This window comes from Mesorhizobium sp. AA23 (assembly GCF_001672435.1).
Lineage (GTDB): Bacteria > Pseudomonadota > Alphaproteobacteria > Rhizobiales > Rhizobiaceae > Mesorhizobium.
The window spans coordinates 151,208-174,838 of record NZ_LYTP01000028.1; the positions used below are offsets into that span (position 1 = coordinate 151,208).

General features: G+C 64.3%; 17 protein-coding genes. 10 read left to right on the plus strand and 7 right to left on the minus strand.

From position 1 onward, the window contains the following. Window positions 1-56: 56 nt before the first annotated feature. Window positions 57-1,730 (minus strand): ABC transporter substrate-binding protein, encoded by a 1,674-nt coding sequence (locus A9K66_RS20565; protein ID WP_067328003.1) that lies wholly within the window; start codon window positions 1,728-1,730, stop codon window positions 57-59. Between the two features lie 500 nt (window positions 1,731-2,230). On the opposite strand from A9K66_RS20565, the gene A9K66_RS20570 reads away from it, so the two are divergent. Together A9K66_RS20570 and hydA are read left to right on the plus strand one after the other, a co-directional pair. After that, window positions 2,231-4,651 carry an FAD-dependent oxidoreductase gene (locus tag A9K66_RS20570; RefSeq protein WP_067327532.1) on the plus strand — a complete coding sequence of 807 codons (2,421 nt, stop codon included), beginning with the start codon at window positions 2,231-2,233 and terminating at the stop codon, window positions 4,649-4,651. 54 nt (window positions 4,652-4,705) lie between these two features. Next, window positions 4,706-6,148, plus strand: a complete 1,443-nt coding sequence (hydA, locus tag A9K66_RS20575) for a dihydropyrimidinase (protein WP_067327535.1) — start codon at window positions 4,706-4,708, stop codon at window positions 6,146-6,148. A 39-nt stretch (window positions 6,149-6,187) separates the two neighbouring features. Here the strand turns inward: hydA and A9K66_RS20580 are convergent, their stop codons facing one another. Beyond that, a complete protein-coding gene (locus tag A9K66_RS20580) occupies window positions 6,188-6,793 on the minus strand; it encodes an alpha-ketoglutarate-dependent dioxygenase AlkB (protein ID WP_067327538.1) in 606 nt (201 codons plus the stop codon). 94 nt (window positions 6,794-6,887) lie between these two features. Between A9K66_RS20580 and A9K66_RS20585 the strand changes: the two genes are divergently transcribed. The 7 genes from A9K66_RS20585 to A9K66_RS29725 all read left to right on the plus strand — a co-directional run bounded on the left by A9K66_RS20585 (window position 6,888) and on the right by A9K66_RS29725 (window position 15,753). Beyond that, complete coding sequence (locus tag A9K66_RS20585) at window positions 6,888-7,124, plus strand: KTSC domain-containing protein (protein WP_336619663.1); 237 nt, start codon at window positions 6,888-6,890, stop codon at window positions 7,122-7,124. 407 nt (window positions 7,125-7,531) lie between these two features. After that, window positions 7,532-8,101, plus strand: a complete 570-nt coding sequence (locus A9K66_RS20590; RefSeq protein WP_164746726.1) for a (2Fe-2S)-binding protein — start codon at window positions 7,532-7,534, stop codon at window positions 8,099-8,101. A 2-nt stretch (window positions 8,102-8,103) separates the two neighbouring features. Further along, complete coding sequence (locus A9K66_RS20595) at window positions 8,104-9,126, plus strand: xanthine dehydrogenase family protein subunit M (RefSeq protein WP_067327544.1); 1,023 nt, start codon at window positions 8,104-8,106, stop codon at window positions 9,124-9,126. Window positions 9,127-9,128: 2 nt separating this feature from the next. Then, window positions 9,129-11,408: a xanthine dehydrogenase family protein molybdopterin-binding subunit gene (locus tag A9K66_RS20600; RefSeq protein WP_067327547.1), complete on the plus strand. Its 2,280-nt coding sequence runs from the start codon at window positions 9,129-9,131 to the stop codon at window positions 11,406-11,408. A gap of 404 nt (window positions 11,409-11,812) precedes the next feature. After that, on the plus strand, window positions 11,813-12,646 hold the full coding sequence (gene fghA / locus A9K66_RS20605) for an S-formylglutathione hydrolase (RefSeq protein WP_067328005.1): 834 nt from the start codon (window positions 11,813-11,815) through the stop codon (window positions 12,644-12,646). A 252-nt stretch (window positions 12,647-12,898) separates the two neighbouring features. After that, on the plus strand, window positions 12,899-15,448 hold the full coding sequence (locus A9K66_RS20610) for a caspase family protein (protein ID WP_067327551.1): 2,550 nt from the start codon (window positions 12,899-12,901) through the stop codon (window positions 15,446-15,448). Between the two features lie 92 nt (window positions 15,449-15,540). Then, complete coding sequence (locus A9K66_RS29725) at window positions 15,541-15,753, plus strand: hypothetical protein (RefSeq protein WP_245307621.1); 213 nt, start codon at window positions 15,541-15,543, stop codon at window positions 15,751-15,753. 73 nt (window positions 15,754-15,826) lie between these two features. On the opposite strand, the gene A9K66_RS20615 is transcribed toward A9K66_RS29725, so the two are convergent. Then, window positions 15,827-16,393: a hypothetical protein gene (locus A9K66_RS20615; RefSeq protein WP_082953995.1), complete on the minus strand. Its 567-nt coding sequence runs from the start codon at window positions 16,391-16,393 to the stop codon at window positions 15,827-15,829. Between the two features lie 176 nt (window positions 16,394-16,569). Between A9K66_RS20615 and A9K66_RS20620 the strand changes: the two genes are divergently transcribed. Then, window positions 16,570-17,103, plus strand: a complete 534-nt coding sequence (locus A9K66_RS20620; protein WP_067327557.1) for an OmpA family protein — start codon at window positions 16,570-16,572, stop codon at window positions 17,101-17,103. 54 nt (window positions 17,104-17,157) lie between these two features. Here A9K66_RS20620 and A9K66_RS20625 read toward each other — a convergent pair whose 3' ends face one another. The 4 genes from A9K66_RS20625 to A9K66_RS20640 are packed head-to-tail and all read right to left on the minus strand — an operon-like array spanning window position 17,158 to window position 23,493. After that, window positions 17,158-19,581 (minus strand): M23 family metallopeptidase, encoded by a 2,424-nt coding sequence (locus tag A9K66_RS20625; protein WP_067327561.1) that lies wholly within the window; start codon window positions 19,579-19,581, stop codon window positions 17,158-17,160. Beyond that, complete coding sequence (locus tag A9K66_RS20630) at window positions 19,578-20,078, minus strand: DUF1036 domain-containing protein (RefSeq protein WP_245307622.1); 501 nt, start codon at window positions 20,076-20,078, stop codon at window positions 19,578-19,580. Before A9K66_RS20630 ends, A9K66_RS20625 begins: the two co-directional genes overlap by 4 nt. 11 nt (window positions 20,079-20,089) lie before the next feature. Continuing rightward, window positions 20,090-22,723: a serine/threonine-protein kinase gene (locus tag A9K66_RS20635; RefSeq protein ID WP_067327564.1), complete on the minus strand. Its 2,634-nt coding sequence runs from the start codon at window positions 22,721-22,723 to the stop codon at window positions 20,090-20,092. A gap of 5 nt (window positions 22,724-22,728) precedes the next feature. Then, on the minus strand, window positions 22,729-23,493 hold the full coding sequence (locus tag A9K66_RS20640; RefSeq protein ID WP_066989102.1) for a protein phosphatase 2C domain-containing protein: 765 nt from the start codon (window positions 23,491-23,493) through the stop codon (window positions 22,729-22,731). Window positions 23,494-23,631 lie beyond the last annotated feature (138 nt).

The following is a 23,631-nucleotide window of genomic DNA, read 5'->3' on the forward strand; positions in this document are numbered from 1 at the left end:
GGTGCGAGTGGAAAGGAACGCCCGGCCGTTCTGTCGCCGGCCGGGCGCAGCGTGGTCTAGGCGGAGGCGACCGCATAATCCTTGGCGAAGATGTACTGTGATGGATGCAGTTCGAAGCCCTGCACCTTCTTGTCCATGACGGTCGAGAAGATGCGCCAGAACGGCTGCACGATCGGGCCCTCGTCCTGCATGATCAGCTCGATCTTCTCCATCACCTTGCTGCGCTCCTTCGGGTCGAGAATGCCCTCGGCCTGGGTGAGCAGCTTGTCGAATTCGGCGTTCGAGAAATGCGATTCATTCCAGGCGGCATTGGAGCGGTAGGCGAGGCCGAGCGTCATGATGGCGAGCGGGCGGTGGCCCCAGGCGGTCAGGCTGAAGGGCGCGCTGGTCCACACTTCCCAGTACTGCGCGCTCGGCAGCGACTTGATGTTGGCCTTGATGCCGATGTCCTTCAGCTGTTCGGCCATCGCCTGTGTCGTGTTGAGCTCCCAGATCGGGTCGGGCCGCGTCACCAAATCCAATTCGAAACCGTCGGCATGGCCGGCGTCGGCCATCAGCTTCTTCGCCTTCTCGACGTCGCGCGGCCATTTGGGCAGCGCGGCATATTCGGGGTGCGACGGCGCCACATGGTGGTCCTCGGCCGGCGTGCCGGCGCCGAGCAGGACGGTCTGGATGATCTTGTCGCGGTCGAGCGCATGGCGCATGGCCTGGCGCACGCGCTTGTCCTTGAACTGCTCGACATCGGGATGCATGCGCATGACGATGGTCTGCGTCGTCTCGACCTTGTGGACCGAGACATGCGGGAAGGCCTTCATCGAATTGATCTGCACCGCGTCGGCTTCCGACAGGCCATCGACCTGCTTGGACGCCATCGCGGCGATGCCGGCGCCGGGATTGTCGCCGAGATCGACGAATTCGAACGTGTCGAGATGCGCGGCACCGCCCCAATAATCGGCCCGCGCCTTGTACTTCGCGCCCTTGCCGACCGTGTATTCGACCATCTCGAAGGGACCGGTGCCGTTGGCGCTCGGGCCGAAGGCGCCATTGTCCTTCGGATCGAGGATGAACATCGGATAATGGAAGAGATGTTCGGCGACCGCGATCTGCGGCGAGAACAGGTTCAGCCGCACCGTGCTGTCGTCGACCTTCTCGATCGCCTTGTCGGACCAGAGCCGGCTCGACTTCTTCGGATTGCCCTTGTCGTCCTTCTCGCCGGTATCGTACTCCTCGACGAGATAGCCGGTGAACAGGCCGAGCACCGAGGAGCCGACTTTGGGATCGCTGACACGCTTCAGGTTCCAGACCACGTCGTCGGCATTAAGCGCCCTGCCGTCACGCCATTTCACATCCTTGCGGATGTGCAGCGTCCAGGTCTTCAGGTCATCGCTGACGTCCCACTTCTCCAAGAGATAGGGGTGAGTGATGTTGTTGCGGTCGGTAAAGGTCAAATATTCGCAGACCTGGCGGATGACGTTGGATTTTTCGGCGAAGTCGGCCAGATGCGGATCCTTGATCTCCATGCAGCGCATGCCGATGCGCAAATTGCCGCCTTTCGGCAGGTCGCCGGCACGCGCTTGCGTCGCCGGGTCGATGATGCCGGCGGTGGCATAGGCCGCGCCGGCCGAAAGCCCGAGCAGCGTCGACTTGCGCAAGAAGTCCCTGCGGCTGATCTCGCCCTCGTTAAGCTGATCGAGCAGTGTCGGAATATAGGGATGCGATGTCTTGTCCAAGGTCTTAACCTCCGAGTTGTCGCGATGCGCGTGCCGGACAGGGCGCTTCGGCGCTGTCTTTTCGACTGGTGCGGAACCGGTTTTGAAGGCCGCGGCGCGACCGCGCCGCCGGACCGTCAAGACGCATGGACGACGAGAGGCATGCCGGTCTGACCGGTCTGTCTCCGCGCTCGGAATGCAGGTCCATGGCGGGTGGCTCCCATTGGTGGCGCCGCTAGTCGCGGCTGCTCAATTCCCCGCCAAAAGCTACACCCGGCCTCTATGCCTACAAACGAAGATTGATGTGGCTATGACCTCGTTTTTTTTGCTCTTAACTGCCCCGAAAAGCAGCAGCCAGCCCCAATAGCAGGCTTTACAGTCGTTTCCCGAGCTTTCTACATTGCCGGCGTTCGAAAAAGTGGGGTCATGTTGTCGGCACAAGAGCCAGCACGAACCCCTGTTGTTATCCGGCCCGTCGCCCGGCCGTCCGGCTCCGGCACACAGCCACAAGGAACACGTAAATGCGGACTCATGCCCAGGCTGTTGTGATCGGCGGCGGCCTGATCGGATGCTCGATCCTCTATCATCTGACCAAGCACGGCTGGAGCGATGTCGTGCTGTTCGAGCGCGACGAGCTCACCTCAGGCTCGACCTGGCATGCCGCGGCCAACATTCACGGCTTGCACGACTCGACCAATATCAGCCGCCTGCAGCATTACACCATGGCGCTCTACAAGGAGCTCGAGAAGGAGACCGGTCAGGGCTGCGGCATTTTCCAGCCGGGATCGCTTTATCTCGCCCAGACCGAGGCGCGTGAACATCAGCTCCGGCTGCAGGAAGCCAAGGCGCGCCGCTACAAGATGAACTTCTACGAGGTCGACCGGGCGGAGGCCGAGCGGCTGCACCCGCTCGTCGACTTCGACGGCATACGCTGCATCATGTACGAACCCGAAGGCGGCAATGTCGATCCTTCGGGCGTGACGGCCGCCTACGCGGTCGGCGCGCGCCAGCGTGGCGCCGAAATCCACCGCTTCACCGCGGTGACCGGAACGGAGCAGCAGCCGGACGGTAGCTGGATCGTGCGCACCACCAAGGGCGACGTCCGCACGCAATGGGTGGTGAACGCCGCCGGACTGTGGGCGCGTGAGGTCGGCGCGATGGCCGGGTTGGCGCTGCCCCTCATACCGACCGAGCACCAGTATTTCGTCACCGAGACCATCCCAGAGATCGCCTCGATGGGCCGGCGTCTGCCTTCGGTCGCCGACCGCGATGGCGAATATTACCTGCGCCAGGAGGGCCTCGGCCTGTTGATCGGCGCCTATGAGCGGGCGATGAAATTCTGGGCCGAGGACGGCACGCCCCAGGATTTCGGCCACGAGCTGTTCCCGGACGATCTGGAACGCATCGAGGAGAACATGATGCGCGCCATCGCCCGCGTGCCGGCGGTCGGCGCTGCCGGCGTCAAGAGGGTGATCAACGGACCGATGATCTGGTCGCCGGACAGCGCCGCGCTGTTCGGCCCGGTTCCGGAGCTGCGCAACTATTTCTGCTGCGCCGGCATCATTCCGGGCTTTTCGCAATCCGGCGGCCTCGGGCGCCTAGCGGCCGAGTGGATGATCGAGGGCGAGCCGACGCTCGACATGTTCGGCTGGGATCTCGCCCGCTTCGGCCACTGGGCGGGCAAGGCATTCGTCAAGGCGCGCGTGCAGGACCAGTACAGCCATCGCTTCAAGATCCATTTCCCGAACGAGGAGCGCGCTGCGGGCCGGCCTGTGCGCATACGGCCGGCCTATTCCATGCAGAAAGAAAACGGCGCGGTGTTCGGCCTGAACTTCGGTTGGGAGCATCCGCTGTGGTTCTCGATCGACGGCGAGCCGCGCGAGGAGACGATCGGCTTCACCAGGCAGAACTGGTGGCACCCTGTCGGCCGCGAGGCGCGCATGCTGCGCGACCATGTCGGCATCATCGACATCTCCAACTTCGCCAAATACGAGGTGAAGGGGCCGGGCGCCGAGGCCTGGCTGAACGCGCTTTTCGCCAACAAGATTCCCTCGCGGGTCGCACGATCCTGCCTGACGCCGCTGATCGGCATGCGCGGCGGCATCGCCGGCGACTTTACCGTCACCAAGCTGGCGGAGGACGAGTATCGCGTCTTCGGCTCCGGCATGGCCGAGCGCTATCATCAGCGTTTCTTCAAGATGCTGCCCTTGCCGGAGGGCACGACGTTCCGCTCGCTCACCGAGGACATGTGCGGCTTCAACGTCGCCGGGCCGAAGTCGCGCGCGGTGCTGCAGCGCTTGACCAATGACGATTTGACGACGGCGTCGTTCCCCTTCATGGCCTCGCGCCGCATCACCGTTGCCGGCCTCGATGTCATTGCGCTGCGCGTCTCCTTCACCGGCGATCTCGGCTGGGAGCTCTATTGCGAGGAGAAGGACCAGACCGCTCTTTACAACGCCCTGCTCGACGCGGCGCGTCAGGAAGGCGGCGGGCCGGTCGGCTCGCGCGCGCTGATGTCGCTAAGGGTGGAGAAGGGCTATGGCAGCTGGGGCCGCGAATACTCGCCCGAATACTGGCCGCAGGAGGTCAAGTTCGACCGCCTGATCAAGATGGATAAGGGCGACTTCCTCAACCGCGACGCCTACGCCGCGCTGGCATCGAAGCCGGCCCGCGACGAGCTGATCATGATCTCGATCGAGGCGAAGGATGCCGACGCCACGGGCGGCGAGCCGATCTTCCTTCCCGATGGCACGCCGGTCGGCCAGGTCACGTCTGGCGCCTACGGCTATCATGTCGGCATGTCGCTGGCGCTCGGCTATGTGAAGGCGGGCTCGGTGAAATCCGGCGATGCCGTCACCGTCGCGATCCTCGGCCGGCCGCACAATGCCGTGTTGCTCGAGAGGCCGCCCTTCGATCCCGATGGCAAGCGGCTGAGGGCCTGACCGGTGCTTGCCTGCCCGGTGACCCGCAACAGCACAGCGGCGTGAGCGGCACGAATGGCGCGGCGCTCGCATCAGCTGGTCGTAAAAGGCGGTAGGGTCGCTTTGGATGACGGTTGGCGGGATTGCGACGTCGGCATCGATGACGGCCGCATTGCGGCGATCGATTCAGGCCTGCAAGGTGGGCAAACCATTGACGCCGCGGGCCTGTGGGTGATGCCTGGCGGCATCGATGCCCACTGCCATCTCGACCAGCCTGTTTGGGGCGGGGCCGGTAACGCCGACGATTTTGAATCGGGCTCCATCTCGGCCGCATTCGGCGGCACGACCTGCATCGTGCCCTTCGGCATGCCGGGTCCAAATATGACCACGGTGGATGCGCTCGAACGGGCGATGGGCTGCGCGGCCGGCCGTTCCATCATCGACTACGGCCTCCATGCGGTGGTGACGATGGGGACCGGCGCCAACGTCGAGGCACAACTTAGCCAATTGGCCGGGCAAGGCATTGCTTCGGTCAAGCTTTTCATGACCTACCAGGGCTTCGCGGTCGACGACGACCTGTTCTTCACCGTGCTCGATACGGCGAGGAAGCTCGGCTGGATCGTCATGGTTCATGCCGAGAACGATGCCGCCATACGGCGCACGCGGCAGCGGCTGATCGAGCTTGGCCGCACCGAGATGCGCTATCACGCCGTGGCGCACAGCGAGATCATGGAGCGCGAGGCGACCCATCGGGCTCTGGCGCTGGCGGAGATGACCGGCACCCGCATGACCATCGTCCATGTGTCGTCGCGGCAGTCCGCCGAGGAAGTCGCGCGGGCGCGTCAGCGCGGCGTCGACGTCGCGGCCGAAACCTGCCCGCAATACATCTTCCTCGGTGCCGCGGACCTCGCCCGCCCAGGCAGGGACGCCGCCCGCTTCGTCTTTTCGCCGCCGCCGCGCACGCCGCATACCCGCGAGCATCTCTGGCGGCTGCTGGCGGACGGCGGCATCGACCTCTGGTCGTCCGATCATTCGCCCTATTATTTCGCCGACAAGATCGGCAAGGCGCCGCAGCCAGGTTTCACCACGACATTGAGCGGTATTCCGGGCCTGGAAACCAGGCTGCCGCTGCTGTTTTCCGAAGGGCTGCTGACGGGGCGCCTTTCGCTGCAGCGATATCTGGATCTGACCTCGCGCAATGCCGCCGCGATCTACGGTCTCGACCACCGCAAGGGTCGCATCGCCCCCGGCCTGGACGCTGATCTCGCGCTCTGGGACCCGGCACGCAAGTGGACCATCGGCCACGAAATGCTGCACTCGCGCGTCGACTTTTCGCCTTACGAAGGCAAGGCGGTGACGGGCAAGCCGATCACCGTGCTGCTGCGTGGTGAGCCGCTGATCGCGGGCGAAAAGCTGCAGGCGCAAGCTGGTTTCGGCGGCTTCGTCGCGCGCCGTCCGTCCGATCCGGCAAAGGCCGGCACGGCTGTGGAGGACACCACGCCATGGCTCGACCCCTGATTGGGCGACTTGGAATATCGGCCTGGCAGAACGTCGGACTTACAGCTTGGGTCGCAAGGTCCGAAATGTGACCGAGTAGCGGTGTTCTGCGAGCGGCGGAATGCTGTGCTCCCATTCGTTGCGCGCCGGACCGGCCATGAGATAGGCGGATCTCGGCTCGACCTCGATCGTCTGCCGGTCCCATGTCGCGCCGTTCCTGCGGCGCAGCCGGAAACTGCAGGATGCCAGCAGGGAGACGCCTGCGACGAGCTCGAAATGGGGCTTGTCGCGATGCCAGCCGATGCCCGCGCCAGGCCGGTATTCGTTGATCAGCACCTGCGAGAACTCCGACGCGGGCCGACCGGCGAAGTCGGCGACCTTGTCGCGAAGCGGCAGCAGGAAGTCGGGTATGGCCGGTGCTTCCACGACCTCGCGGCGGTCGTAGTCGTAACGCAGCCCGAAGCCGACAACCTGCCTGTTGGCTAGATGGCCGTGGAAGTCGAAGGGCTTGAACGGCAGGCCTTCGATGCAGCGCACCAACGCGCTTTCTTCGTTGCGCGTGATCAGCTCCGGCCGGTAGCGGAATCCTTCCGGCAGGCTGTTCGGGACACCGAAAAGATCTCCTTGGCGGACTTGCGCCGTGGCGCTCGATTTCGTTGACGGCATAAACCTCAGATAGGCAATTCGGCAGGTCTCGCAAGGCCCTGATCCGTCGGCAGCCGGTGCGACGGAACCCATTGACAGCTCCGGGAATTACGCATTGGCCAACGGGGCGCTCGTCATGCCTTCCACCGCCATCCGGAACATCTATTACGACCCGGCGACGAAGATCCTTTCGGTATGGTTTGTCCCGAGCGGCGACCGCTATGACTATGAGCAGGTTGAGCCAGAGACCCACGCGGCATTCAAGGCTGCTCGGTCCAAGGGCCGGTTCTTCAACGAGTTCGTGCGCGACCGATACAGCTTCCATCTGGTGGCGCAAGGACCGCAGCATTGAACCAGAGCCCCGCTCCCATGCCCTGCTCGAAACCACCCCTCCTGTCGTTGGGCAGGGCCTGTTAGCCTTATTGCTCAGCTACGGTTCGACAACTGGAGAATTGGTATCTACCGGTGTGACTTTCGATCGGTTGTGCGAGCTTGCGCAGCGCCGGTGCGCACCGCCGCGTGGCAGTCAACCCCCCTTGCGCGGAACGTTCCTCTGCTGTCCCGGCGTGCTCTGCCTCCGACTTCCGTCGATGCTGTCACAGTCGCGTGAGCTTCCGGGCCTTCGCCTGCAAAATTCGGAACAATGCCCCCGTTGAGAGGTTAGCGCCCCATAGCCAGCCCCGATGACAGCCAGCCTGGGAGCGAGCCATGTCCCGAATTTTTGCGCCAAGCGCGACCGGCCTCAGCCGGCGAAGCTTCATGACAGCTACTGTCTCAGCCGCCGCGGCGGCGCCCTTGCTCAGCTCCCCAACGAGAGCGGAAAAACCGGCCGCGACCCGTTCCGGCTTGAGGGAAAAGGTCGCGGTGTCCTTGCGCATCAACAAGCAGCCTTACGAGCTTTCGCTGGATGCCAGGACCAGCCTGCTTGACGCCCTGCGGGACCATGTCGGCCTTACCGGCACGAAAAAAGGTTGCGACCATGGGCAGTGCGGCGCCTGCACCGTTCTGGTGGACGGAAAGCGCGTGCTCTCCTGCTTGAGCTTCGCCGTGATGAACGACGGCAAGGAGGTGACGACCGTCGAAGGGCTTGCCTCGAGCGACGGCAAGCTGCATCCGATGCAGCAGGCCTTCATCGACCACGACGCGTTCCAGTGCGGCTACTGCACGCCGGGTCAGATCATGTCGGCCATCGGCTGCGTCAACGAAGGCCACGCCAACTCCGAGGACGACATCCGCGAATATATGAGCGGCAATATCTGCCGCTGTGCGGCCTACCCGAACATCGTCGCCGCGGTCGTCCAGGCGCGCGATCAGGCGAGAGGAACCTGACGATGCGCCCCTTCATCTATGAACGGCCGACAGATGTCTCCGCCGCGGTCGCCATCGCATCCCGCTTTACCACCGAGGACGACCAGCCGACACGGGCGAACGCGCAGTTCATCGCAGGCGGCACCAATCTTGCAGACTATATGAAACTTGGGGTGGCGGCGCCCAACCGGCTGCTGGACCTCAACCGGCTCGAAGAGCCAGGGCTGAGGCAGATCAGGGTTACCGACGACGGCGTGCGCTTCGGCGCCCTGGTGCGGATGGGCGAGGCTGCCGACCATGGCGAAGTCAAACGCCGCTATCCCGTCATTGCCGATAGTTTGCGGCTGGCGGCAAGCGGCCAGATCCGCAACATGGCGAGCCTGGCCGGCAACGTGCTGCAGCGAACGCGCTGCGAATATTTCCGCGAGCCCTCCTGGGCCTGCAACAAGCGGGTGCCGGGTTCGGGCTGCGCGGCGATGGAAGGCTTCAACCGCCAGCACGCGGTGCTGGGCGCCAGCGATGCCTGCATTGCCACCTATCACGGCGACTTTGCCCAGGCTCTGATTGCGCTCGATGCCGTTATTCGAGCCGAGGGGTCTCGCGGAGCGCGCGAAATTCCCTTTGCTAGGCTGCATCGGCTGCCCCGCGACACGCCGCATATCGAGACGGATCTGGCGGCGGACGAGATCATCACCGCCATCGAGGTGCCTGCCTTACCGTGGGCCCGGCGCTCGCGCTACCTGAAGATCCGCGACCGCGAGTCTTATGCCTTTGCGCTGGCCTCGGCGGCCGTTGCGCTCGACCTCGACGGCGACAGCGTCCGCGAGGCAAGGATTGCGCTCGGCGGGCTGGCGACGGTGCCGTGGCGCGCCGGCGAGGCCGAAGCGGCCCTGCAGGGCAAGAAGCTCGACGAGGCATCGGCAGGTGCGGCGGCGGACGCTGCCTTTGCCGGTGCCGAACCGCGCCAGCACAATGCGTTCAAGATCGAGCTCGGCAAGCGGACGCTGGTGCGCGCGCTGCTCGAAACGCGAGACATGAAGGTGTGACCATGGACCCAGCCGCTCCGAAGCCCAAGGAGAACATGGGCGAACCGCTGCCGCGCGTCGATGCGCGGCTGAAAGTCACCGGGCAAGCCCACTATCCGGCAGACCTGCCGACGGCAAACCTAGCCTATGGCGCGCTGGCCACCAGCAGCATCGCCAAGGGCAGGGTGACGAAGCTTCACCTGGACGATGCCCGTGCCGTGCCCGGCCTTCTCGACATCGTCACTTATGGCGACATGGACAAGGTCGAGAAGCCGAAATTCGGCAACGCCGGCGCGACCTCGATCGGACCGCTGCATGACAGGACGATTTTCCACGACGGCCAGATCATCGCCTTGGCCGTTGCCGAGACATTCGAGGCGGCGGAGGAGGCGGCCCAGTTGATCCGCGCCGATTACGAGGAAGAGAAGCCGTCCGCGAGTTTCGATAGTCCCGGCACCAAAACCATTCCCGCCGCCGGCAAGAGTCCGCTGTTCAAGGAGGATGTGAAAGCAGGCGATTTCGACGCCGCCTATGCAGCCGCCGCGGTCAGGATCGACGCTCGGTATTCAACGCCCACCCAGCACCACAACCCGATCGAGCTGTTCTCCACGACGGCATTTTGGCAGGGCGATCAGCTCATCGTCCACGAGCCGTCCCAGAACGTCACCGGCTGGAAGGCCGAACTTGCGAGAGAATTGAAAATCGATCCGGCCAATGTGCGCATCGTCAGTCCCTTCATCGGCGGCGCCTTCGGCTCAAAAGGACCGATGACGCCGCGCACCGCCATCGTCGCAGTAGCCGCAAAACGTCTCGGGCGTCCCGTGCGCTGCGTAACGAGCCGCATGCAGGCTTTCGGCACACAGACTTACCGGGCCGAAACCCGCCACCGCATCCGGATCGGCGCCGGCGAGGACGGCCGCATCACCGCTTTCGCGCACGAAGGATGGGAGGTGACATCGCGCCCTGATCCCTATGTTGTCGGCGGCACCTCGGCGACCGGCCGCATGTACGACTACGGCTCGGTGTTGACGCATGTGTCGCTGGTCCAGGCAGATCGCAACACGCCGGGCTACATGCGTTCGCCGCCCGAGACGCCTTACGTCTACGCGCTGGAAAACGCGATGGACGAGATGGCGGTGGCGCTTGGCATGGACCCGGTCGAGTTCCGCCGCATCAATGAGCCGAAGGCGGAACCGATCGGCAAGAAGCCCTTCTCCAGCCGCTCGCTGATCCAATGCTATGAACAGGCGGCCAATGCCTTCGGCTGGGCGAAGCGGGACCCCAAGGTCGGCGCGATGCGCGACGGCGACTGGCTGATCGGCATGGGCTGCGCCACCGCCATCTACCCCACCGCGGTGGCACCATGCGCGGCGCGCGTGCGCCTGACGTCGGATGGCGATGTGCGGGTGCAATGCGGCTCGCATGAGATCGGCACCGGCGTCCGGACAGTGGCCGCCCAGATGGCCTCGGAACGTCTTGGCGTTTCGATCGACAAGGTGACCGTCGAAATGGGCGACAGCAGCCTGCCTCCGGCCCCGGTCTCAGGTGGTTCGATTTCCACCGCAAGCGTCTGCTCGGCGGTTCTGAAGGCTTGCGATGCCATCCGGGCGAAGCTCTCCGCCGGAGCCACGGCCGAAGGCGGCCCGCTTGCCGGCTCACATAACGAGGAACTGGACCTTGACGGCGGCAAGCTTGCGGCCAGGGGCGGAGCGTCCGCGAAGATCGGGGACGTCTTCAAGGCGATGCAAATTGGCGCGATCGAGGAATATGCCGAGTTTGCCCCGAAAGGCGCGACGCCTGAGGCAGTGAAGAAACTCTATGCCGGTCAGTCGGAATTCCATGGCGGCGATCAGGACGAGGACTCGGTGAAATACGCCTTCGGCGCGGAGTTCGTCGAAGTTCGCATCAACAGCTATACTCGGGAAATCCGTGTGCCGCGCATCGTCGGCGCTTTCGCGGCCGGCCGCATCATGAACACGCGCACCGCGCGCAGCCAGCTGATGGGCGGCATGATCTGGGGCATCGGCCAGGCGCTGCATGAAGCGACCGAGGTCGACAGGCGCTATGCCCGCTACGTCAACCGCGACCTGCAGGATTACCTCGTGCCGGTCAACGCCGACATCAGGGACCTGCAGGTGATCCTGGTCCCGGAGGTAGACCACGCCGTCAATCCGGCCGGCGTCAAAGGCTTGGGCGAACTCGGCAATGTCGGCACCGCCGCCGCCGTTGCCAGCGCGGTCTACCACGCGACGGGCAAGCGCATCCGCGATCTGCCGATCAGGATCGACCAGCTTATCGCTTGACGATGCGGCGAGCGGCAGCGCACCGCGATCTGCTCATCAATCCGCTGATTGCCGAGCCGCCGGTGCAATGCGAGCACCCCCACCCGCATTGCACCGGCGGACAGCTTCCGTTCACAACCCGTCGAATTTTCCCTGCCCGCTTGCCAGCGAGCGCCCCGCTTCGGTTTCGGCGAAGCAAAGGACAGAAAAGACTTCTTTTTGCGATCCGGCCCGGATGTTCTCTTGCCGACCCTAGAACACGCGAACGCTCGCCTGGGAGGCGACGCATAACGAGAGCGGCTCGAAATGTCCGCCCTTCCGCCGTTCGATCGCGCATCTGCGCCGTTTTGGCGAGGTGCAAGGTTGCGGGCGCCGGGTCCGGCAGCTATGTCGGGCCGGACATTCCCGGCGAGAAGGCAGAACCGATGAACGTCCTTTCCACGTCCAAATCGCACGGCGGCATCCAGGGCGTCTATTCGCACGCGTCGGAAGTCTGCGCTTGCGACATGACCTTTGCCGTCTTCGTGCCACCCCAGGCGAAGGACGGGCCTTTGCCGGTTTTGTGGTATCTCTCGGGGCTCACCTGCACCCATGCCAATGTCATGGACAAGGGCGAATACCGGCGCCTGGCGGCCGAGCTTGGACTCGTCGTCGTCTGCCCCGACACCAGCCCGCGCGGTCCGGACGTTCCCGATGAGAAGGACAATTGGCAGTTCGGTTGCGGCGCCGGCTTCTATGTCGATGCCACGCAAGCGCCCTACGCGAAGAACTATCGCATGTACTCCTACGTCACTGAGGAATTGCCGGCGCTCGTCGCCGCCAATTTCCCGGTCGACGTGTCGCGCCAGTCGATCTTCGGCCATTCGATGGGCGGGCACGGCGCGCTGACCATCGCGCTAAAGAACCCTGAGCGCTTCCGGAGCTGCTCGGCCTTCGCGCCGATCGTGCAGCCGACGACGGCGGGCTGGTCGCGGCCGGCGCTGGAAAAATATCTGGGATCAGACGAAAAGAGCTGGCGCGCCTGTGACGCCACGCTGCTCATCGAGGACGGCCATCGTTACGGCGAACTGCTCGTCGACCAGGGCAGCGCCGACGGCTTCCTCCAGGATGGTCTTCGTCCCTGGCTGCTCGAAGAGGCGTGCAAAAAGGCAGGCATCGCGCTGACGCTGCGCATGCAGGAGGGCTACGATCATTCCTACAATTTCATCTCGACCTTCATGGACGATCATTTGAAGTGGCACGCCGCGCGGCTGGCATAGGCAGCGCAAACGCCCGGCAGCCCTGAACGGGAAGTTGGATGGCCGCGACGCAATCCGGCGATCCAACGCGTCTTGTCATTGCGGTGAATAGGTCTCTGGAGTAATTTAGTACTTGGTTGGATGAGACGCATGCCCGCTGTCGTTATGCATGCGGTCTGCTCTGGTCCCGGCAGATTGTGAACTCTTTAACAGACCTCGGCGCCGCAAGCTGCGTTCCTGTGGCCGACAGGTCATAGCAGTTAAGGATTTGCCATGCTGCGATGCTGCGCGTTCCTTGCAGCCCTGGTTCTCGTGAGCTTCACGGCCTTCGAAGCTCATGCGGAGCGCAGGGTCGCCTTTGTGATCGGCAATTCCGAATACCGCGACATCCCGGCTCTCAAGAACCCGGACAAGGATGCCGAGGATGTGTCGAACACATTCCGCCTGGCCGGCTTCGACGTGTTCGTCGCCAAGGATCTCACCAAGCTTCGGTTCGAGGAGCAGTTCCGCAACTATCTCGCCGCGGCGGACGGTGCCGATCTCGCCGTCGTCTACTTTTCGGGCCACGGTTTTCAGATCGGCGGCGAGAATTTCCTCATCCCGGTCGATGCCTCGCTCAAGGCCGCGGCCGACATCGAGGTCCAGGCGATCAAGCTCGACGACGTGCTGGAGCAGCTGCGGGCGAAATCGAAAATCCAGGTGATCATCCTCGATGCCTGCCGCAACAATCCGTTCCCGCGCAAGGACTATTGGTTGCGCGACCAGCTGATTGCCGCGGGCGGCACCGGACTTGCGCAGGTGAAGAGCTCGCTGAACACGCTGATTGCCTTCGCCACCGAGCCGGGAGCCGTCGCCTATGACGGAGCGGATGATCTCAGCCCGTTCTCGTCCGCCTTCTCGCGCCGGGCGCTGGCGCCCAACCAGGAGATCCGCACGGTGATGGCGGCGGTTCGCCGCGACGTGGTCAAAGCCACCGATGGCAAGCAGGTTCCTTGGGAGAATTCGTCGCTGATCGACGAGGTGGTGCTGATGCGCCGCGCCAGTCGACCGGCGCTGCCGCCGGTCCTGGAAAAGGTCGTGCCGTCGGGCGTCGGACCGGTGGCGCTTGACCTTCCGGAGCCGGTCGATGTCGACGGCGGCGCGGTCACCGTCAGCATCGAAAGGCCGCCGGCGCTTGGACGCCTGACGCTGGACGGCAAGCCTGTCGCTATCGGACAGCCGATTGCGGGCAAGGATCTGCCGCGCCTTAAGCTGGACGTGCCGAAAGGATCCGGCGCGCAGGAAGAGGTCGACATGCTGGCCTATGCCACGCATGACAATTGGGGCGGTCAATCCCAAGGTATCCTGGTGTTTCGGGTCAAGAACGGGAACGCCGCCGAAGGGCAGCAGCTCATGGCTTCGCTCGAGGCCGAGCAGGAGCAGCAGGTGCTGGAGCGCGGCATTCACATCACCGGCGCCGCCGAGGCGATCGAGAACCGTGACGTAAGCGTCCCGGTCGGTGTCGGCCCGGTGCCGCTGAAGCTCGTTTTCCCGACCAAGGATCCCGCCGTCAGCGTGAAGCTTGCAAGCTATCCGGCAACGGGAACGCTGTCGCTGCCGGACCGGACCTTGTCTCCGGATTCAAGCCTGATGGCCGATGAAGTCGACCACTTGCGCTACGAACCCCAGATCGGCGCCGTCAAGCCGCTGAGCGTCGGCTTCGAAATAAGGGCCGACAACACGCCGTCAAAGCCGGCGACGATGAAACTGTCGCCAAGCGTCGACGCCTGTGACAGGGAGGCCGGCGAGCCTCTCGACCTGCAGGGCGTCGTCCCCGGCCTGCTGCCGAACGAAATCAGCAGCAACGCCGTGGATGTCTGCCGGGCAGCGGTGAAAGCCTATCCCGACGTCGCCCGCTTCCGCTACCAGCTCGGGCGTGCGCTGCTCGTTGCCGGCAAGGTCGACGAGGCCAAGAAGGCGATCCAGGAGGCTGCCGACATGGGGCATGTCCGGGCGGTGTTCGAGCTTGGCTATCTCAACGCCACGGGAACGGGAATGCCCGTCAATCGCAAGCAGGCCAATACCTTCTATGCCGCAGCGTCCGACAAGGGCGATCCGTATGGAATGACCTCGTGGGGTCGCGCTTTGTTCAACGGCTATGGCGTCGATCGTGATGCCACCAAGGGCCTGGACCTGCTGCTCAAAGCGGCGGCGATGGGGCACACCTATGCCATGAACGACCTCGCCGCGATTTTTACGGAAGGTCGTAACGGCGTACCTGCCGATCCGGCTCGCGCCGTGGCCTTCCTCAAAGCGGGCGTCGAACGGCAGGACATGTATTCGATGAACCTGCTCGGCCGAAATTATCTCGCCGGCACTGGGGTTGAGAAGGATCCCAAGAGCGCGCTCGAACTCTTCCAGAAATCCATGGATCTCGGCCAACCCTACGCTCCCGGCAGCTTGGCGCGTATGTACAGGGACGGTGTCGGTGTGCAGCAGGACCTTGCTGAGGCGCAACGCCTTTTCGAGGTAGCGACCGACCGCGGTGATCAGTCGGCCGCATATGATCGCGCGGCTCTGGAACTGCAGCGGGGCAACAAGGCGGACCAGCCTCTCGCCGTACGTTACCTTGCTTTCGCGGCGGCGCTCGATGTTCGCAACGAAATTCCAGATGCCAAGGCCACGCTGGCGAAGTTCGGAGCTAAAGCGAAAACGGCGGCCCTGAAACAGCTGCGTGGGGAACTCAAATCAAAGATTTCGGCGGAAGGCTCGTTGGACGTTCAACTGGTCAAGACGGCCAGAGCGGTCTGGGAGCAAGCCAATCCGCGTCGGGACTTGTTCTGATCAACAAGGAGGCAATGGTGGGCAGGGCATCGAAACTGGCAATCATAGCAACATTCCTAACTGGAGTTCTGGCTGTCGCGGGGTGCACCGCCGTGACGCCCCAGGTCGAACCGGAGCCGACGACGAAGCAAAAAGTCGTTCGGACAACGACCACGCCAAAGGTGATCCAGCAGAAGAAGGTCACCGCGAAGAAGCCGATCGAACCGGCGGAGGTAACAACTGAAGCTCCGCCTCCAGTTATTCCAGCGATGGGCGGAGGCGGTAGCGGCGGCAATAGTGGTGGTGGCGGCGGCTGGGGAGGTTGACCCCAAGGGGCGCAAGGCGGCTATACGTGATCGCCGACATTCGAGCAGGCTTGGCTAGTTTGAGCAGGCTTGGCTAGTAAGCATCGGCCGGTTGCTGCTGCGCCTCCATCTCCGCCATCTCGATGCCCATTTCGACGAAGGCTGAAAGCACGGCAAACCGGTCCGCGAGCGATACCCGCGCAAGGCCTGCCAGTATCCCCGCGCTGACGGCATGGGCGGTTGGAAATTCGGCTGTCGCCTGATCGATGCCCGAGTCGCCGTCGCGGCAGCCTGCTGCCAAAGCGATCCAGGAAACCGGCGTCGCGGGCGGCACCTCCACGGCCTGGGCCACCGCCTCACGATGGTCGGGATTGCCGGGTTGGCCGACCCAGTCGCCGACGAGCGCCAGCAATTCGAGGTCCCTGTCGCCGAGGAGCTCGGCAAGGTTGCTCAGGCACTCATGCGCCCACCAGATCGCGGCCCGCTCGGGCAGCAGATAGGCGCAGAAGGTGATTGCTTCCTCCGGCACGCGCCCGGCGAGCAGCGCCCGGCAAAACTCGATCGAGGGCTGGTCTGTCGGGACCGCTTTCATGTCCCGGGCGATGGCGGGGCAAGCGCTGAAGAGATCCCGCGCCGTCCTGAACTGGAGCCCCCTCGCCATGGCTGCCACGCCCTTATTAGGAGAATAGGGATACTGAAGCCCCGGCGGAGGCGCTGGTCAAGCGTTAGCTTTAGCAAATGACGGGCGCACGCAGCGTGTGTTTGTTCACAGACAATCGGCGCGAGATTTGCTATCATCCGCCGCAGCGAAATCCGCTCAAACAGGGAGTAACGGTCATGCGGTGGGCCAGTTCAGCCGTTGCATTGGCGGCCGTGCTTTTTTCGACGCACGTTTCCGCTGATCCGCTTCAGAAATCCGAAGACATCGTGAAGTTCTTCACCGGCGCGGGCAATCTCGGCGCGACGCGCGGCATTTGCGTCGGCACTGAAGAAGAGTGCAAGAGCAAGAACGACCAGACCGCGGCCCCCACCAAAACCGGGCTCGACATGATGATCAATTTCGCGCTGGATTCGGCCCAGCTCGACCAGACCGCGCGCACCGAGCTCGACGAGTTCGCCAAGGCGCTGAAAGACAACCGGCTGAGTTCGTTCAGCTTCGTTGTCGAAGGCCACACCGATGCTTCGGGTTCGGATCGCTACAATCAGGACCTGTCGCAGCGCAGGGCGAAATCGGTTGCCGCATTCCTGACCGCGAACGGCGTACAGGCCACCCGGCTCGAAGCTATTGGTCTCGGCAAGTCGCACCCGCGCGTCGCCGATCCCTACGATCCGGTCAACCGCCGGGTCGAGATGCGGATCAGGACGGAATAAGCCGCACGAATCACTCACGCTGCGAACAGCGACCGACGGTAGCGCGACAGGGCCTCAAAGGGTGGCCTGGATCGAGCTTATCAGGGCCGTGACGGCTTGCTTGTATTTCTCGAACTCCGGCGATGTCTGTCGGACCTGGGTCGTGGTCGTCTGCTGGTTCTGATCGGACGACGCCAAGCGGGTCACCTTCTGACCCATTTTCCGCTCGGCCCAGTCGACGACGTAGCTGGTGGTCTTTCCGGTAAGGAAAGGGTTGGCCTGGATCACGGCGGAGCCGAGCACTGCGCTCAATTGCGCCGAGCCGGGCGCCGCCAGAACCTGGGCAGCACCTTCCATGCCCAGGAAATGGCAGAGATAGAGCCGCCCGGCGGTGATCTGGTGGCCGCGGGCGCGAAGATAGGCTTCGCCCTCGCGCGCCAGATTGCGCACCATCTCGCGCGACAGCGTGGCGTCGTAGCGGAGCGCGAGCAGGTCGGCGGTCGACAGCGAGCGGGCGAGATCGGGCCGATAGGTGTTCATCATCCGGATCCAGGTCTTGGTGATGAACTGACCGGCACCGGTCGCCGAGGAGAGCGGGTTCTTGGCTCGCGCTTTGCCGCCGCTTTCGACATGGACGATGCGGTCGGTCAGCGTCTCGACGGCAGCATCGCCGTAGCCGCCGCCGGCGCCGCCGGACGCATAGGTGGCGACCGTGGTGACCGTACCCAGCGGATCGATCGCCTGGCCGCTCTGGTAGAGCTCGAAATGCAGGTGCGGGCCGGTCGAAAGTCCGGTGGTGCCGATATAGCCGATGACGTCGCCGGCCTTCACTTTGGTGCCGACGCCGCTCGCGATGGCGAATTTCTGCATATGCGCGTAGCGCGTCTCGCGCCCGTTGGCATGTGCAATCTTCACCAGATTGCCATAGCTGCCGCCATCGCCCTGGAAGGTGATTTCGCCGTCGAAGGCGGCTATGATCGGCGTGCCGACCGGAGCGGCCCAGTCGACGCCTTTATGAATGCGAACGGTGCCCAGGATCGGGTGTTTGCGCGGGCCGAACGTCGAGGTCATCACCCCGCTCACCGGCGTCACCATGCCGTTGGTGACGTTGAGCGAGCGAACCTCGTCATTGCCCGTCACGCACGCATACTGGCCATCGCTCTGCTGGAAGACGAAACAGTCGAGCGTCTTCTCCGTGCCCTGAACGCCGACATAGAGGACCCGTCCTGAGATTTCGCCCTGGCCGCGCGGCGTCTGCGAGTAGATCAGCACCAGCCGCTGGTCCTCGCTGGCGAAGGCGTCGAGATCCTGTCCTCGCGACAGATACATGATGGCCTCTCCGATCACGCTGGTCGGAACCTTGTTGCGGGCGGCCGTCGAATATATCGCATCGAGCAGGCGATATTGGCGCTTGGGCCCGCCTTCGTCGGATGCGCCTGAATAGTTGAAAAGGTCCTCCCGCACCCATGGGTCGACGCCCGACACGAACGCGCCCGCAGCATTGCTCGTCAGCGTGCCGACATAGACATTCCTGGCGTAGATCGAGACCTGCATAAGCGACATGGTGGTGGTCTCGCGGTTCGGCCTGAATCCGCGCATCGCCACGACAAAGCCCGCCCCCAGCCCGTCACGGTTGAACAGCGTCTTCAGCGCTTCGCCCGCCAGCTTCGCGTCGTCGCCGGAGAAATGCGCATCGGCGACGACGCTGTCCAGGCTGCGGTCGTTGAGGATTTTTACGAATGTGTCCTCGGTCGCCTCGAAGCGCTGGTATTCGCTGCTGACGGTCGCAACGGTCGTGTTGTTCTCGATCTGGGTCTTCTTGAAAGCGGGAAGGGCGGCCTCGCCCTGGTCGACGGTCTCGCCCCAGCCCGCTTCCGGATCATCGGCATCCGCCTTGGGCGCTGAACTGGCAGGAGCTTCGCTCTCGTCGGGTGCGGCCTGAAGGTCGTTCTCAAGATCGCCTTGCTGGTCGTCGGCTGCGCCCGGAGCGAGGGGGGCGGCTTGCCGATCCTGCGGCGCCGTTGCAGGAGATTTCGGCACGGTCTGCCGCTGCGCCTGGAAGAAGGCGAAATCCTCCTGCGTCGAGGGGATCGTCGTCATGAATTTTTCGCTGGCGCTCAACATTACATCGGACAGGATTTCGATCTGCGGCGAGGCGCCGGAACTGTCGAGCTCGGCCGGGCGCGCGACGGTCTTGCCCTTGGCCGTGTCGGCATCGGGCGCCAGCGTGATCCACATCGGATCGCCGGCGAGGTCGATGATGGCCGGCACATAGACCGAAGCGTCGGGCGGCACGTCTTTCATCCCCTCGACCGGATGCAGTTCCTCGTCCTCGTCGCCGAAGGACCAGTAATCGCGTGTGAGGTAGAAACCCGTGGCTGCCGAGACGAGGACGAGTGCCGCAACGCCGGAAAGAATCCAGCGCCACAGCTTGCGGCGGCGCTCGGCCAAGCGCGCCTGCTTCTTCAGTTTGAAGCTCGTGTCGATGCTGTGCGTCACGGACCGTTCCCGCTCAGGAAATAGGTCCAGCGCACCTGCTCCTGCGTGTCGACCTCGACGAACCGCGCCGCGATATGGCCGCGCTGCCAGCATTCGTCGATGCCGCGGATCGAGAAGCGGCGCCGGTCGATGCACATCTCGATCGATCCGGTGAGGATCGCATGGCCGAAGACGTCCGTGGCGTAGATGTAGATGTAGCGGTTGGTCAGCTCCTCGCGGATGACGTTGACGCACTGGTTGGCGCCGATCGTCCACCAACCGTCGGTCTGGTCGGCATCGTCGACCTTCTGTCCGACGGCGAGGTTGACGACGTCGAGCGTCTGGTTGCAGACGGTGAATTCGGCATGTGCCTTGTTGACGGATAGCACGGAGAGCAACGCCGTGCCGGCAAGCGCAGCAAGCTTCATGCGGCCGATGCGATCAGCAACAGGCCGGATCGGTCCGCGCTCCTTGCGTGACTGGGACAGGGTGGAAGAGAGCAGGCGGCAGAGAACCATCGGCGTCCGCGCTATCCGCCAAGCCGGAAATACTTGGCGGTGGCCGAAAATCCGGAATCGTCCGCCTGGATCTCCTTAAGGATCCGGGGCAGCACTTCCGAGGCGGGGGTCGGGCCCGCGAACATCGCGGCCTGGACGTCCCGTGGCCCGGTGATCACCAGGATGACCTGAGGCAAAGTCTTGCCGGCCGCCTTGTCGTCAGCGGCGAGATCGATGGCGATCTTGAAGGTCGCCCTGTCCGGCTGCGCGACCATGCGGCTGTCGAGGTTGAAGGCGGTGCCATTGTGGTTGATCAGCAACACGCTGGAGATGAGCCCCCCGCGCGTCACCAGCGTGCCGCTGATCGGTGATCCGTCGGGCACCGATGTCCGGTCGAGCACGAGCTGCGGTCGTTCAGCTTCGCTTCGGTCGAGAAGGTGCAGGAAGGTGGGTACGCCGCATTGTGATGGGGTAATCAGGCGCACGCTGATGTCCGGCTCGACGTTGAACCTGGACTGGAACGCGCCGAGCAGTTGCTCGAAAGGCTGCACGGCCGTTCCGAATCCCTCGATCGCCGCGGATGTGCCCGTTGCCGATGTCAGGGTCGCGTAGAAGCAATTGCCGCCGCTGAAGTCGCGCACCCAAGAGGCGCGCTGAGCCAACGCGTCGGGTTTGTTTGCCGGCGGCGGAACCTGGGGCTTTGGCAGATTGATTGCGACGTCGGTATTTTGAGATGGCTTGTTGGCCGGCGGTGGCTGCGGCAGTGGTGCCGGTTGTGTGGTCGAGACTTTCGGCCTTGCCGGCTGAGTAGCCGCTTCGGGCGCTGCCGGCTGGCGCGCAGTCGAAGCCGGCGCCTGATTTTGGTTTTCCGTAACTTGCGGCGCCGGCGTCTTCGACTTCGACAATTTGGACAGAGCGTCGACGAGGTCGGATGCGCTCGGTTTCGTCGCCGGCGGTTTTGCTTCCGGCGCCGCAGCAGCTTCCGCCGTCGGGCTCGACGGCTTTTGGTTTTCCGCTGCTTTCGGCAGGGGTGCCGGCAAGTTCTCGACCGACGGCTGAGCCGGTTCGGCCTCCGCCGGCTGCGAGGCTTTCGCCTGGTTGTTTTTGGCCAAGCTCTCTGAAGGGGCAGGCGGTGTCGGCTCGGATTTCTGTCCGGTCTCTACTTGCGCCTGTTTCTGGGCGGTCTTGTCCTGCGGTTGCGGCGCAGCCGATAGGGCAGGCTGTGTCGGCTTCTGCTCAGTCTCGGCCTGCTTCTGGACGGGTTGTGTCGTGTCTTGCGGTTGCGGCAGAGCCGGAGCGGCAGGCTTTGCCGGCTCAACGGTGGCTGAGCTGTCCGCCTTCGGTTCTTCCGGCTGCGGTTCGGCCGGCGCTTGCGGCCGAGGTTGCGGTGCTTCTGGCTGAGGCGTCGGTGCCTCCGCTACCGGCTGGGGCGCTTCCGCGACGGGTTTTGCCGCCGGCTTCGGCGTAAGAGGCCCAGGCTTTTCAACGGCGGGCGGAGTGACCAACGCGCCGCTGAAATAGACGCCGGCCGCCGCCAGGACTGCCAGAACCGCGACGCCGCCCGTTATGGCCGGGATCCGCGAGGGCTTTCGCTCCGCAGGTCGGCTTGACGCACTGGCCGGAGCCGCCGCCGGCGCCGGCCTCGGTTGCGACAGGTGCGCAGGCCGCACATGCGGAACGAAACGCGGTTCGTCGGGAACAGCAGAAGCCGGGGGACTGGTGTTTGGCAAGGCCGTCCAGCCGGCGCGCGGCAAGCCGGATCGTTCCCGCGGAGCAAACGATCCGGGCGGCGGCAAGGTCGCGTCGAGATCGTCGTCACGCGTTGCCCTGGCGATCTCGGCCATGCTGGCGGGCCGGTCTTGAGGATCCGGCTGCAACATCGCTTCGATGAGTTCGCGGAAATCGGGATCGATGTCCGACAAGTCCGGCACGGTGCGGCGCTTCTCGATGACCTCATATTGCGAGCCGCTCATGTCGAGCGGCTTCCCGCGCAGCGCGGCGGCCAGCACCAGGCCGAGGCTGTAGATATCGGATTGCTCGCTGACCTCGCCGCCATAAAGGCCGAGCTGTTCGGGCGAGACGTAATTGTATTTGCCGGCGAATTTGCCGCCGATCAGCGTCTCGCCGCCGACATTCGCCGAGCGCGCGATGCCGAAGTCGATGATCTTGGCGCGCTCGACCCGGCCGCCCGGCAGGATAATGTTGTCGGGCGAAAGGTCGCGGTGGACCGCGCCGGCCTGATGGACGGCGCTCAGGCCCGAGGCGAGGCGATGGCAAAGCCGACGCACGTCCGGCGGCGCCATCGGGCCGCGCCGCATGACATCGAACAGCGACTGGCCGTCGACGAACTCCATCGCCAGGTAGGGGCGGCCGATGCCCGGATCGATGGTGAAGACGTGGTATCGCACCACCGCGTCATGCGACAAATGGTTGAGGATCGAGGCTTCCTTGCGGAACAGCGACAGGATGGTTTGGTCGCGCGCGAACTCGGGCAGCACGATCTTGATCGCGACATGGTCGCCGGTCTGGATATTGTGGCCGCGATAGACTTCGCCCATGCCGCCGGATGCGATGCGCTCGTCAAGCTCGTAAATGCCGCTGAGCTGCGTGCCGACGCCGGTATTTGCGAGGTTCGGCGAAATCCGCGTCCTGTCGTCGTCGCTCATGTGTCTCAGCCCCTGGACCGATCCGCATCGAGCGGTCCGTTGCGTCCGTCGCCGATCCTGACCAGCACGATGGTGACATTGTCCGTTCCGCCGCGCGCCAGCACCGTCTCCAGCAGCTTCTCGCACGCGGCTTGCGGCGGCGCGGACTTCACCGCCGCTTCGATCTCCGCGTCGCTGACATGCGCGGTGAGCCCGTCGGTGCTCAATACGAAGATATCCCCCGGCATCAACTCGCCTTGCTGAAAATCGATCTCGAGTTCGTCGCTGACCCCGACGGCGTGGGTGATCACATTGCGGCGCGGCCAGGTGAGCGCTTCCTCCGCGCTGATCATGCCCCGGTCTAGCAGCTCCTGGACTTCGGTATGATCCCTGGAAATCTGCGAGATAGCGCCGCCGCGTACCAGATAGATGCGGCTGTCGCCGGCCCACAGGCCCGCGAACCGCCCCTCCATGGCGAGCAGGGCGGCGAAGGTGGAGCCGATGGTGATGCCGCGCGAACGCGATATGTTGCGGATCTCGGCATTGGCGCGGCTCAGCCGGTCCTCGAAACGGGCGCGAAGGTCCGGCGCCGAGCTCGCAATGCCGATCGTCGCCAGGTGGTCGACGATGCTGGCCGAAGCGACCTCGCCGGCCTCATGGCCGCCCATTCCGTCGGCCACCACCCAAAGGCCGGCTTGTTGCTCGACCAGATAGTTGTCTTCGTTGTGGTCGCGCACACAGCCTTTGTGGCTGACGCCGAAACTCTCAATGGAAAGGGCGACAGTGCTCAATTTGCCACCAAGCGCTTCGCGAGCGTCCTCTGTGACGAACGATGGGCCGCGTGCCCAGGCCAGTTTGCCACAAGCGCATACTTTAGAGTATCAAAATGAAGGCGAGAGACGGTGCTGCTCGGGAACGATCCGATCGAC

Coding starts and splice junctions, on each gene's coding strand:
- A9K66_RS20570 (WP_067327532.1), top strand. CDS start 2,231: ATGCGGACTCATGCCCAGGCTGTTGTGATCGGCGGCGGCCTGATCGGA.
- hydA (WP_067327535.1), top strand. CDS start 4,706: ATGGCGCGGCGCTCGCATCAGCTGGTCGTAAAAGGCGGTAGGGTCGCT.
- A9K66_RS20580 (WP_067327538.1), bottom strand. CDS start 6,793: ATGCCGTCAACGAAATCGAGCGCCACGGCGCAAGTCCGCCAAGGAGAT.
- A9K66_RS20590 (WP_164746726.1), top strand. CDS start 7,532: ATGACAGCTACTGTCTCAGCCGCCGCGGCGGCGCCCTTGCTCAGCTCC.
- A9K66_RS20595 (WP_067327544.1), top strand. CDS start 8,104: ATGCGCCCCTTCATCTATGAACGGCCGACAGATGTCTCCGCCGCGGTC.
- A9K66_RS20600 (WP_067327547.1), top strand. CDS start 9,129: ATGGACCCAGCCGCTCCGAAGCCCAAGGAGAACATGGGCGAACCGCTG.
- fghA (WP_067328005.1), top strand. CDS start 11,813: ATGAACGTCCTTTCCACGTCCAAATCGCACGGCGGCATCCAGGGCGTC.
- A9K66_RS20610 (WP_067327551.1), top strand. CDS start 12,899: ATGCTGCGATGCTGCGCGTTCCTTGCAGCCCTGGTTCTCGTGAGCTTC.
- A9K66_RS20615 (WP_082953995.1), bottom strand. CDS start 16,393: ATGGCGAGGGGGCTCCAGTTCAGGACGGCGCGGGATCTCTTCAGCGCT.
- A9K66_RS20620 (WP_067327557.1), top strand. CDS start 16,570: ATGCGGTGGGCCAGTTCAGCCGTTGCATTGGCGGCCGTGCTTTTTTCG.
- A9K66_RS20630 (WP_245307622.1), bottom strand. CDS start 20,078: ATGGTTCTCTGCCGCCTGCTCTCTTCCACCCTGTCCCAGTCACGCAAG.
- A9K66_RS20635 (WP_067327564.1), bottom strand. CDS start 22,723: ATGAGCGACGACGACAGGACGCGGATTTCGCCGAACCTCGCAAATACC.